General features: G+C 71.9%; 9 protein-coding genes. 2 read left to right on the top strand and 7 right to left on the bottom strand.

The window, feature by feature from the left end; translation table 11 throughout:
* Positions 1-115: 115 nt before the first annotated feature.
* From V7793_RS02015 to V7793_RS01985, 7 genes are all read right to left on the bottom strand, one after another.
* A complete protein-coding gene (locus tag V7793_RS02015; protein WP_335581115.1) occupies positions 116-733 on the bottom strand; it encodes a hypothetical protein in 618 nt (205 codons plus the stop codon).
* A 368-nt stretch (positions 734-1,101) separates the two neighbouring features.
* Positions 1,102-3,480, bottom strand: coding sequence for a collagenase (locus V7793_RS02010; protein ID WP_335581114.1), 2,379 nt, complete (start codon positions 3,478-3,480; stop codon positions 1,102-1,104).
* Positions 3,481-3,671: 191 nt separating this feature from the next.
* The gene (locus V7793_RS02005; RefSeq protein WP_335581113.1) at positions 3,672-4,658 is read right to left on the bottom strand and encodes an ABC transporter ATP-binding protein; all 987 of its coding nucleotides are present in this window, start codon (positions 4,656-4,658) and stop codon (positions 3,672-3,674) included.
* On the bottom strand, positions 4,655-5,716 hold the full coding sequence (locus V7793_RS02000) for an ABC transporter ATP-binding protein (protein ID WP_335581112.1): 1,062 nt from the start codon (positions 5,714-5,716) through the stop codon (positions 4,655-4,657). Before V7793_RS02000 ends, V7793_RS02005 begins: the two co-directional genes overlap by 4 nt.
* The gene (locus tag V7793_RS01995) at positions 5,716-6,702 is read right to left on the bottom strand and encodes an ABC transporter permease (RefSeq protein WP_335581111.1); all 987 of its coding nucleotides are present in this window, start codon (positions 6,700-6,702) and stop codon (positions 5,716-5,718) included. Before V7793_RS01995 ends, V7793_RS02000 begins: the two co-directional genes overlap by 1 nt.
* Positions 6,699-7,646: an ABC transporter permease gene (locus tag V7793_RS01990; RefSeq protein ID WP_335581110.1), complete on the bottom strand. Its 948-nt coding sequence runs from the start codon at positions 7,644-7,646 to the stop codon at positions 6,699-6,701. Before V7793_RS01990 ends, V7793_RS01995 begins: the two co-directional genes overlap by 4 nt.
* A gap of 13 nt (positions 7,647-7,659) precedes the next feature.
* Positions 7,660-9,408, bottom strand: a complete 1,749-nt coding sequence (locus V7793_RS01985) for an ABC transporter substrate-binding protein (protein ID WP_335581109.1) — start codon at positions 9,406-9,408, stop codon at positions 7,660-7,662.
* 127 nt (positions 9,409-9,535) lie between these two features.
* On the opposite strand from V7793_RS01985, the gene V7793_RS01980 reads away from it, so the two are divergent.
* The gene (locus V7793_RS01980) at positions 9,536-10,906 is read left to right on the top strand and encodes an aminopeptidase P family protein (protein ID WP_335581108.1); all 1,371 of its coding nucleotides are present in this window, start codon (positions 9,536-9,538) and stop codon (positions 10,904-10,906) included.
* An 88-nt stretch (positions 10,907-10,994) separates the two neighbouring features.
* Positions 10,995-12,140: an NAD(P)/FAD-dependent oxidoreductase gene (locus V7793_RS01975; RefSeq protein WP_335581107.1), complete on the top strand. Its 1,146-nt coding sequence runs from the start codon at positions 10,995-10,997 to the stop codon at positions 12,138-12,140.
* The last annotated feature ends 12 nt before the right edge of the window (positions 12,141-12,152 follow it).

Raw genomic sequence — 12,152 nt, 5'->3', positions numbered from 1 at the left:
GGACCACCATTTCAGCAGGTCAGGCGCTCGGCGATGCGTCTCCATCATCGCATCGGCCCGGCAGCGGCCAGGCCGGGCGGGCGCCGGCCGTGACGCGCCGGAACCGGCCGGTGCGCTAACTCCGGCTGTTCATGAAGCCGATGACGACGGCCCCCCACCAGCAGATCTGCGAGACGAGGGCGGTGGCGCCGCCCCAGGCCAGGAGCCGCGGTGCGGGAGACGCGGAGGCCCGTTCGGCCATGCGCTTGTCGAGGAGGCCCGCCTGCAGGCCGTTGAGGCCGAGGAGGAGCACCAGCACCAGCTTGACGGCGGTGAGCGTGGAGGACGGGCTGGGGTGGAGCAGCATGCCGCTGAGGACGAGTCCCACGAGACCGGCCCAGATGGGCAGGTGCAGCCGGCCCGCGCTGCCGAGGGCCTCCTGGAGGCTGCAGCGGCCCGTGATCCACAGCAGGCCGTAGTAGTCGGCGACCAGCACGGCGCCGAAGCCGAGGACGAGGCTCGCGAGGTGGACGAAGAGCGCGGCGGTGTGGAGCGTCGCGTCGGCCGTCAGGTGGAAGGAGATCCACACGCAGGCCGCCCAGGCCGCGCACAGCATGAGCGCGGCACCGGCCACCGTCCACCAGGAGTCGTACAGGCTCAGCGGCCGTGCGTGGCGGGCGCCGGAGGCGGGGGTGCGGGTCTGTTCAGGCGGGCGGACGACGGACAGGGGCGTCTCGGACGGAAGAGCGGACACGCGGAATTTCTCCCAACACAGGCCCTGGCGGCGGACGCAGGACCTTACAGCGGAAAGGCTTGTCGATGACCGGCCGTGCGTTATCGGCTTGTTGCCGGAATGAGACTTTCTCGGGGAAGGGCCGGGCTCGGTGCCCGATAAACCTGAACACTCTCGGGAGGAAATCGCAAGCTTCGCAGGTCATGAAGGGAATGGGCGGCTATTGATCCGTATGCATTCCGGGCCGTGCGGCGAATTGGCGGTCGCGGAACGGCGAACGCTCTTCTGGGGAATGTGTGACGCGGTACATTCCTTGGGCGGGTGCGTGAGCACGCATGAGCAGGGGGTTTCGGACTGCCCTTCACGGGCGGCCCGAAACCCCCGTGGAATCAGCCCCTCAGCGGCCCCTCACAGGTGAAGTCCGCCGTTCCCGCGGGGCGGTCCGGCCAGAGGTCGACCTTGCCGAAGGAGCAGTTCATGTCCGCGAAGTTGTTGGTGCCCTTCTTCGTGCGGTCGAGGATGAAGTAGTCGACCGTCCCGGACATGTCCTTGAAGACCAGGTCGGGGCTGCCCGGGCCGCTCAGGTTGGCGGTGATGCGGCCGGTGCAGGTGAAGCGGGGGCGCTCCGGGGCCTCGTTGGTGCGGCATTCGGGCGCGATGCCGGTGGTGGCCTGGAAGGAGGCGCGGACCGTGGCGGGGTGGCCGGCGTCCAGCCCGCCGACGGGCGTGAACGAGGTGTCCGGCACGTACAGGTCCTTGACCTTGGCGATCTGCTGGTCGAGGAAGGTGTCGTACGCGCGCTGCAGGCCCGTGTCCCGGCCGAGCCGGTCGCGCCAGGCGTCGAAGCCCGCGACGTCGTTCGCGCGGAGCAGGCCGTACATCTCCTTGAGCAGCGAGGGGCGCTCCGTCCACAGGAACTCGAAGAACGTGCCCGCATAGGAGTAGAAGCGGAAGCCGTCCCGGTCGTACTCCGCGTGCAGCAGCTCGTACACGCTCATGCGCGGCTTGGTGCCGCCCGCCGTGTCGTTGATGATGCTCTGGACCAGGGACTTGCGGACCTTGATGCCCTCGCCCCGGGTGGCGCCGTCGAAGAACTCGGCCGTGCCCTCGTCCATGGCGGTGGTGCGGTCGCCCTGGTACCACGGGCCCTCGCCGAAGGAGCCGGGGACGGCCCAGCGGCCGTTGAGGTAGTGCGTGTACTCGTGCCGGAAGAGCTCCTCCAGCGTGAGCGTGGAGTCCTGGGGGACGCGCCGCTCGTACGTGTAGAAGGTGGCGCCGTTCTCGATGTAGACGCCGCCGTTGTTGGTGCCCATGCCGGTCAGCAGCGGGTGGTAGACCTCGTAGTCGGCGCGGGAGGCGTACAGCACGATGTTGAGCGTGGTGTTGGTGTCGCCGGCCAGCGGCTGCTCGGTGCCCAGGACCCGGTGGAACTGCGCCTTGACCTGCTTGCTCGCGTAGTAGAGGCGGTCGACGGTGGCGCGTGGCAGGGCCGTGCGGACCTTGATGGCGCCGTTGTCGTACGTGTAGGCCGACGGGAAGATGCGGCGCTCGATGTCGGCCTTGCACACCCCGTACTGCTTGCAGGCGTCGAACTCGATCAGCCAGGTGACGACCTTGGCCCAGGGCTCGCTGCCCTCGCCGAAGTTGCGGGTCGTGGTGGCCAGCAGCCCGCCGAGGTCGGAGGTGATCTGCCCCTTGAGCGCGTCGATCTGGCCCATCCGCCCGTACTCCCCGACGGCGTCGCGCACCACCCAGGCGTTGGACGTGCCCTTGAGGTGGGTGTAGCCGGCGAAGGCCTTGAAGGCCGCGCGGTAGGAGGCGTCGGCCGTGACGGCGGCGTGGAAGGCGGTGTCGTGGTTGCCCGGGTAGACGCCCAGGTAGTTGAGGGAGAGCGCGGCGAGCGCGGCGCCGGCCCAGGAAGTGTCCTTGGCGGTGTCGGGGTGCGCGGCGTCCATGGTGGCCAGGACGCGCTTGACGAGCGGCAACTGGTGCCGGCGCAGCCCCGGGGCACTGGCCGCGTAGAGGGCCTCGCGCAGGGTCTCGGCGTTGGTGCGGGTCACCTCGAAGGTGCGCGAGGCGGTGCCGAAGGCGGACACCGCGCGGCGTATCGCCTCCACGGTCGGCGCGTCGGTGAGGTCGATCTCGCTGCGGGAGAAGTCGTGGTACGCGACGGCGTGGAGGTAGGTGAACATCTCCAGCAGGTGGCTGCTGTTCTTGCCGTCGTGCGCCGCTGCCAGGCCCTCGATCCGGCGGGAGACCGCCTGGACGTGCGGCCTCGACATGACCGGGACCAGCCGCTGGTCCCAGGTCCAGATGAGCGTACGCAGGCAGCCGTCGGCGGTGACGGCCCGGTCGGCGAGGAAGTCGGCGAACTGCTCGGGGGAGAGGCGCGTGATGCCGTCGAGCGTGCACGGCACGGCGGTGCCGCCGAGGGTGGCGCGGGGCGGTGCGGCCGTGGGCTTCGGCTTGGCGGTGAGAGCGCCGGGGACGCGGCCGTGCGTGAGGCCGCCGGGTGCGGTGGGGGAAGCGGCGGCCGGCTCGGGCGCATCGGCCAGCCGGGTGACCTCGTCGAAGGGGTTGGGCGTGGGGGTGTCCTGCCGCACGCCCGCCGCCGGCGCCGGGGCGGAAGCGGCGGAGGACGGCTTGGGGGCGGGCGAGGGGGAGTCCGCGTGAACGGGCTGGACGGCGGTGGCGCAGAGCGCCGTGGCTATGGCGGTGGTGAGCAGCGATGCGCGCAGGGATCTGCGCAGCGATCTGGAGTGGGACACCGATGACTCCTGTGTGGGAGGTGTGGGTTGCCGCGCGTACGCGAAGTGAGGGTGTGCGCACGGCAACAGCGGAGGAAGTGGCGCAGGGAGTTGTTCAACTGCCGTTTGCCAGAAGAGACGTGGGAGTCTGCTGCTGCGCCATGTCATGCGTAACGTAGTAATGTGAAATGGTACTGACAACCCCTCAGGCGCTACAGGTTGTCCATGACGGCGAAATGGCAGGCCACTTCCCGTGGTTCGCCCGGCACGGCGACCCGCAGCAGCGGCGCCTCGGTCCGGCAGATCTCCTGCGCCTTGGGGCAGCGCGGGTGGAACGTGCAGCCGGGCGGGGGAGCCGCCGGGCTCGGCAGGTCGCCGAGCAGGGTGATCCGCTCGCGCGTCCGCTCGGCGGCCGGGTCCGGCAGCGGCACCGCCGAGAGCAGGGCCTGGGTGTACGGATGGGCCGGGGCCGCGTACACGCGCTCCTTGGGGCCGACTTCGACGATCCGTCCCAGGTACATCACGGCCACCCGGTCGCACACCCGCTTCACCACCGACAGGTCGTGGGCGATGAAGAGGTAGGCGAGCCCGAGCTCACGCTGGAGGCGCTCCATCAGGTTGACGATCTGGGCCTGCACGGAGACGTCCAGGGCCGAGACCGGCTCGTCGGCGACGATCAGGCGCGGCCCGGTCGCCAGCGCGCGGGCGATGCCGATGCGCTGCGCCTGCCCGCCGGAGAACTCGTGCGGATAGCGGTCGATGTGCTCGGGGATGAGCCCGACCAGTTCCATCAGCTCCGCCGCCCGCTTGCGTGCGCCCGCCGCCGGCACGCCCTGGACCAGCAGCGGGTCGGCGATGATGCGGGCCACGGTCTGGCGCGGGTTGAGGGAGGAGTGCGGGTCCTGGAAGACCATCTGCAGGTCCTTGCGCAGCGGCTTGAGCTCGCGCCTGCCGAGGCGGCTGATGTCGCGGCCGTCGTAGGTGATCGACCCCGTGGTCGGCTCCAGGAGCCGTACGATCATGCGGCCGGTGGTCGACTTGCCGCAGCCGGACTCGCCCACCAGGCCCAGGGTCTCGCCCGCCGCCAGATCGAAGGAGACGCCGTCGACGGCCCGGACGGGCGCCGCGCGGCCCCGCTTGCCGGGGAAGGTCATGGTCACGTCCCGTACGGACAGCAGGGGTGCGGTTCGGGTGGTCATCGGGTGCCTCCCGGCACGGGGGAGGCGGTGTGCAGGGGCAGGTGGCAGGAGACCAGATGCCCCCTGGAAGGCCGGAGTCCGGGCCGGGTGGCGGCGCAGTGCTCGCGCTCGGCCGGTGCCGCTGCGGCGGCGCGCGGGCAGCGCGGTGCGAAGGCGCAGCCCGGGGCCGGGTCCAGCAGCGAGGGCGGGCTGCCGGGGATGGCCCGCAGGGGTGCGTCGTCGCCGTCGTCGAGGCGGGGGAGCGAGTCGATCAGCCCGCGGGTGTAGGGGTGGCCGGGGTCGGTGAACAGCGTGTCGACCGGGGCCTGTTCGGCCGCCCTGCCGCCGTACATTACGAGGACCTCGCGGGCGACGCGGGCGACGACGCCGAGGTCGTGCGTGATCATGACGACGGCGAGTCCGCGCTGTTCCTGCAGGCGGGCGATCAGCTCCAGGATCTGTGCCTGGACGGTGACGTCGAGGGCGGTGGTCGGCTCGTCGGCGATGAGCAGGTCGGGCTCGCAGGCGAGGGCCATGGCGATCATCACGCGCTGGCGCATGCCCCCGGAGAACCGGTGCGGGTGTTCGCCGGCCCGCCGTGCGGGCTCGGGGATGCCGACTTCCGCGAGCATCTCGACGGCCCGTCTGCGGGCCGCCGCCCTGCGGGAGCCGAAGTGGACCCGGTGGTGTTCGGCGATCTGCTCGCCGACCGTGTAGTAGGGGTGGAGGCTGGAGAGCGGGTCCTGGAAGATCATCGCCATGCGGCGGCCGCGCAGCCGGTTCAGCTCGCGCTCGGGCAGGCCGGTCAGCTCACGGCCGTCGAGGGCGATGGAGCCGCTGACCCGGGCGCCGGTGTGCAGCCCCATCACGGCCAGGGAGGTGACGGACTTGCCGGAGCCGGACTCGCCGACGATGCCGAGCGTCTGCCCGCGGCGCACCGCGAAGCTCAGGGAGTCCACGGCCCGTACGTCCCCGTGCCGGGTGGGGAACGTGACGGTCAGGTCCGTGACGGACAGCAAAGGCTGTTCCTGCGGAGCGGCTGGGGCGGCTGGGGCGGCTGGGGCGGCTGGGATGGCCATCAGTACCTCACTCGCGGGTCGACGACGGCGTAGAGCAGGTCGACGACCAGGTTGGCGACGACGATGAAGGCGGCCGCCATCAGCGTGACGCCGAGGATGACCGGCTGGTCGCCGGTGGACAGCGCGCCGTAGAAGAGCCGGCCGATCCCCGGGAGCCCGAAGATCGACTCGGTGATGACGGCGCCCGCGAGCAGCCCGCCCAGGTCCATGCCGAAGAGGGTCAGGACCGGCGTCATGCCGGCCCGCAGCCCGTGTTTGACGACGACGGTGCGGCGCGGCAGGCCCTTGGCGCGGGCGGTGCGGATGTACGGCTCCGCCATTGTCTCGATCATCGAACTGCGGCTCTGGCGGGCGTACATGGCGGCGTAGAGCACGGCCAGCGCCAGCCAGGGCAGGAGCAGGTTGGACGCCCAGCGCAGGGGGTCGTCGCCCAGGGGCACGTACTGCGGGTACGGCAGCAGCCCGGCCGTCCGGATCAGGCCGTGGATCAGCATCATCGAGGTGAAGTAGACCGGCAGGGAGGCCGCGGCGACGGCGCCGACCATCAGGGCGCGGTCGGTGAGGGTGTCCTTGCGCAGGGCCGCGGTGACGCCGGCGCTCAGGCCGAGCGTCAGCCACAGCACGGCCGCGCCCAGCGCCAGGGAGGCGGAGACCGGCAGGCGGTCCGTCAGCAGGTCCCAGACGGCCTCGGAGTTCTCGTAGGAGTAGCCGAGGCAGGGGAAGTCGCAGTGCAGGGCGTACCGGCCGCTGCCCATGGTGCGGCCGGTGAAGATGCCGGTGACGAAGTCCGCGAACTGCCGCCACAGCGGCCGGTCCAGGCCCATGTGGGCGCGGATGGCCTCCAGGCGGTCGGTGCTGCAGGACTTGCCGCAGGCGGCGGCCGCGGGGTCGGAGGGCAGCACGTAGAAGACGGTGAAGGTGACGGCGGCGATGGCGACGAGCACGCCGGCGACGGCCAGCAGGCGGCGGCCGAGGTAGAGGGTCATGTGCGGCCGCTCCTCGGGTCGAGGACGTCGCGCAGCGCGTCGCCGAGCAGGGTGAAGGCGAGGACGGTCAGGAACAGGCAGGTGCTCGGGACGACGAAGTACATGGGGTCCGTGTCGTAGAAGGCGACGCTCTCGGCGATCATCTGGCCCCAGGAGGGGGTGGGCGGGCGGACGCCGACGCCCAGGTAGCTCAGGGCCGCCTCGGTGGCGATCATGCCGGGGACGATGAGGGTGGTGCAGGCGATGACGGGCCCGGCGACGCCGGGGAGGATGTCGCGGGTGAGGATGCGCCAGGGCCCGGAGCCGCCGACGCGCGCGGCGTCGACGTATTCGCGGTGCCGGAGCGAGAGGGTCTGGCCGCGTACGACGCGGGCGACGCCCGGCCAGCCGAACAGGCCGATGACGGCGGTCATCAGCAGGATGCGGTTGACGTCCTTGGCCACCGACATCATCGCGATCATGAAGATGAGGGAGGGGAAGGACATCGTGAGGTCCATGAGGCGGGAGAGGACGGCGTCGGTGCGGCCGCCGAAGTAGCCCGCCGTGATACCGGCCGCCGTCCCGGCGAGCACGACGATCGCGGTGGCGGTGAGGGCGATCAGCAGCGACACCTGGGCGCCGTGCACGACCCGGGCGAACAGGTCGCGGCCGGTGACGGGTTCGACGCCGAGCCAGTGGTCGGCGGAGATGCCGCCCAGCGGGCCGAGGGGCCGGCCGCCGAGGTAGGGGTCGACGGCGGTTTTGTCGAACTCCTCGGGCGACCAGCCGGCGAGCGAGCTCAGCAGCGGGGCGCCCGCCGCCATCAGCAGGAAGAGCGCGACGACGGCGAGAGAGACCTTGACGGCGGTGCGGCGGCGCAGTTCGGCGCGGGCCAGCTGCCAGGGGCCGCTGCCCCCGGGGACGGCCGCCGGGGCGGGTGGGGTGGTGTTTGCGGTGGTGGTCATGGCGTGCCGGCCCTCAGTCCCGGCCCTTGGCGGGGTCCTTGAGACCGACCGTGGCGTAGTCGATCTGGCCGCCGAAGGAGGTGTGCCCGTACGCTCCCGCGATGTTGGTGCCCAGGACCAGCGGCCACCGCCGGACGAGCACCGGGACGGCCGGCGCCTGGGCGAGGATCTGCCCGTCGAGCTGCTGCCAGGCCCCGGCGGCCTCCTTGGCGTCCGTCATGGCGGCGATCGCGTCCATCCGCTTCATCGTCGCGTCGTCGCGGAAGAGGGAGTGGTTGCCGGAGTTGCCCTTCTCCTTGATGAAGCGGCCGTCGAAGACGAAGGGCAGGAAGGTGGAGCCGGAGGGGTAGTCGGGGCACCAGCCGGTGTAGACCATGTCGGTGCGGTTCTTCGTGTCGCCGATCGTGGCGTAGAAGGCGGACGGGTCCACGGTCTCGATGGTGACCTTGATGCCGGCCCGGGCCAGGGCCTGCTGAATGGCCTCGGCCCGGCCCTTGTCACCGGCCGACGCGGTGATCTCCGTCGTGAAGCCGCCGGACTTTCCGGCCTCCTTCAGCAGCTGCTTCGCCTTCTCCGGGTCGCCTGTCGCGGGGACCTTGAGGGTGTCGGGCTGCTTGCCGCCGAAGAGGGACGCCGGCATGTAGGCGGTCGACGGGTCGTTGAAGGCGGGGCCGCCGGAGGAGGTGAGGACGGCGTCCCGGTCGAGGGCGTACTGCACGGCCTGCCGGACCTTCGGGTTGTCGAAGGGAGCCCGGCCGGTGTGCATCTGGACCATGTCGGTGCAGTTGGTGGACTCGGCGAGCAGCCGCTCCCGCACTCCGGCGTCGGGCAGGACCTTCGCGGCGCTCTCCGGCCGCAGGGCGCCCCAGGAGACGGCGGAGGCGTCCGCGCCCTGGCTCGCTATCAGCCGGTCGTCGATCTGGTTGGCCTTCAGGCCCATCATGACGACCAGCTTGTCCGGGTACGCCTTGCGGACTTCGTCCGTCGCGGGGTCCCAGTGCTCGTTGCGGACGAGGACGAGCTTCTTGCCGCGCGCGTAGGAGCCGACTTTGTACGGGCCGGAGGAGAACGGCCGGTTGTCGTACTGCGGGCCCTTGTCCTGCGCCTGCGGTACGGGCGCGAAGGCGGGCATGACCGTGGCGTTGGGGAACTCGGCGAAGGGCTTGCGCAGTTCGAAGACGATGGTGCGGTCGTCCGGCGTCCTGACGGAGTCGAGGTGCTTGCCCTGGGCGGGGCCCCGGTAGCCCTCGGCTCCCACGAGGTAGCGGGCGGCGTAGTCGGCGCCGCCGGGCAGGTCGGGGGAGAAGGACCGCTCGACGTTGTACTTGACGTCCTGCGCGGTGACGGGTGAGCCGTCCTCGTACTTCACACCCGGCTTGAGGTGGAACGTCCACGTCCTGGCGTCGGCGGACGGCGTGCCCAGGTCGGTGGCGAGGTCGGGGACCAGCCCGCCGCCCTGCGCTCCGGGCGCGGCCTTGTACGTGACCAGGGTGCGGTAGAGGAGCCGGGTCCCGAAGTCCATGTCGTTCATGACCCAGTTGCGGGCCGGGTCGAGGTGGGTGAAGTCCTGGTTGGACAGCACCGTCAGCGTGCCGCCCTTCTGCGGGGTGCCGCCGATCGTCTTGCCCTCGTGGGCGGCGGCGGGGTTCTTCCCGCCGTCCTTGCCGCCGGCCGACCGCTTTCCGCCGGAACAACCGGCCGTCCCCAGGGCGAGGGAGGCCGCCAGCACGGTGGCCATGGCAGTACACGTGCGCTTGTTCATCAGTGGTCACTCCGTGAACAGTCGAACAGCCGGACGGCTGAAATGTGACCCGTAACATAGTAATGTGAAATTGCACTGACAAGGCGTCAGTCGCTCCGTTACCCACCTGTGTCCGAGGGGGAGTCCCGTGCAGGAACCCGCAGTTGCCGCGATCCGTACGGTCAGTCATGACCTGCCGGTTTCGGCCGAGTTCGAGGCGTTCATGGCGAACAGCTGGGCGGCGACGCCGTTGCCCGCCGAGATCCGGCTGCCCGTGGCCGGCCTCGCCGCGGCGCGCCGCGCGAAGCTGTCGGCACGCTTTCCCGGCGAGCGGCTGATCGTGCCCGCGGGCGAGTTCAAGGTCCGCTCCAACGACTGCGATTACCGCTTCCGCCCGCACAGCGCCTACGCCTGGCTGACCGGCCTGACCGGCGAGGATCAGGCCGGGCACGTGCTGGTCCTGGAGCCCGACGGCCCGCACCGGCACGAGGCGGTGCTGTACGTGCGGCCGCGGTCGCCGCGCGCCGGCGAGGAGTTCTACCGCGACCGGCGCTACGGCGAGTTCTGGGTCGGCCGCCGCCCGGACCTCGCCGAGGCCGAGCGCATGACCGGCATCCGCTGCGTGCACCGGGGGGAGTACGACCGGCTGCCGCCGGGCCGCGACGCGTCCGGCGACGGCGAACTCGCCGCCGCCCTGAGCGAACTGCGCCTGGTCAAGGACGCGTGGGAGGTCGGGCAGCTGCAGCTCGCCGTGGACCACACCACCGCCGGCTTCGAGGACGTCGTGCGGGCGCTGCCCCGTGCCCTCGCCCACCCGCGCGGCGAGCGGTGGATCGAGGGCGTCTTCGGCCTGCGGGCCCGCGCCGAGGGCAACGGCCCCGGCTACGAGACCATCGCGGCCTCCGGCGCGCACGCGTGCGTGCTGCACTGGATACGCAACGACGGCCGCCTCGACCCCCGTGAACTCCTCCTCCTGGACGCGGGGGTCGAGACCGACACCCTCTACACCTCCGACATCACTCGCACCCTGCCGCTGTCCGGACGTTTCTCGCCCGTCCAGCGGCAGGTCTACGAACTCGTCCTCGCCGCCCAGGACGCGGGCATGGCGGCCCTCAAGCCGGGGGCGAGCTTCCGCGACTTCCACCGCGCCGGCATGCGGGTCATCGCCGAAGGGCTCGCCGAGTGGGGCGTGCTCAAGAGCGCCGAAGGCGACTTCCACCGCCGGTACACCCTGTGCAGCAGCGGCCACATGCTCGGCCTGGACGTCCACGACTGCGCCCAGGCGCGGGCGGACGCCTACCTCGACGGCGTCCTGGAGGAGGGGCAGGTCCTCACCGTCGAGCCCGGGCTCTACCTCCAGCCCGACGACGAGACGCTGCCGGCCGAACTGCGCGGCATCGGCGTACGGATCGAGGACGACCTGGTCATCACCGCCGACGGGGCCCGGCTGATGTCGCACGCGCTGCCCCGCACGCCCGACGCGGTCGAGGCGTGGATGGGGGAACTCCTCGCGGGATAGGGGGAGGGGGCAGGCGAATCGTCAACCACAAGGTACGGACCGGCTCTTGGCAGCATGCAGTGCAATGTGAAATATTACTGACGTGCTCATGAGCAACTCCTCCTCGGACGTCATCGTCGTCGGAGCGGGTGTCGTCGGCGCCGCCTGCGCCTACTACGCCGCTCGCAGCGGCCTCTCCGTCACCGTGGTCGACCGCGGCCCCGTCGCCGGCGGAACCACGGGCGCCGGAGAGGGAAACCTCCTGGTCTCCGACAAGGAACCCGGACCGGAGCTCGAACTGGCCCTGCTCTCCACGCGGTTGTGGCACGAGCTGGCCCAGGAGCTCCCGGCCCGGATCGAGTACGAGGCCAAGGGCGGCCTCGTCGTCGCCTCCGACGCCTCCGCCATGGCCGCGCTGCGGAAGTTCGCCGCCGCGCAGGCCGGGGCGGGCGTCACGGCCGAGGAGGTCCCGGCCGACCGGCTGCACGACGTGGAGCCGCACCTGGCCCCCGGCCTGGGAGGCGGCTTCCGCTATCCGCAGGACGCCCAGGTCCAGCCCGCCCTCGCCGCCGCCCACCTGCTGCGCGCCTCCGGCGCACGGGTGCGTACCGGAGAGGAGGTCACCGCCGTCCTCACCGGCACCGACGGCGGGGTGCGGGGCGTGCGCACCGCGGCCGGCGAGCTGCACGCCCCCTTCGTCGTCAACGCCGCCGGCACCTGGGGCGGCGAGGTCGCCCGGCTCGCCGGCGGGCACCTGCCCGTACTGCCCCGCCGGGGTTTCGTGCTCGTCACCGAACCGCTGCCGCGCGTGGTGCGGCACAAGGTCTACGCGGCCGACTACGTCGCCGACGTGGCCAGCGGCTCGGCGGCGCTGCAGACCTCCGCGGTGGTCGAGGGCACCCCGGCCGGCCCGGTCCTGATCGGCGCCAGCCGTGAACGGGTCGGCTTCGACCGGACCCTGTCGGTGGAGGTGCTCCGGCGCCTGGCCGCCCAGGCCACGGCCCTGTTCCCGGTGCTGGCCGGGGTGCGGGCCATCCGCACGTACGCCGGCTTCCGCCCGTACCTTCCCGACCACCTGCCCGCCATAGGCTCCGACCCCCGCGTCCCCGGGCTGCTGCACGCCTGCGGCCACGAAGGCGCGGGGATCGGGCTCGCCCCCGCCACCGGCCTGGCCGTCGCCCGGCAGCTGACGGGCGGCGAACCCCCGCTCGGCCTCGGCCCGTTCCGCCCCGGCCGCTTCGCCCCGGCCGCCTGAACCTCCGCCTCC

The organism is Streptomyces sp. KLMMK (assembly GCF_036961605.1).
Taxonomy (GTDB): Bacteria; Actinomycetota; Actinomycetes; order Streptomycetales; family Streptomycetaceae; genus Streptomyces; species Streptomyces telluris.
This window is presented reverse-complemented; position numbering and strand designations above follow the sequence as displayed.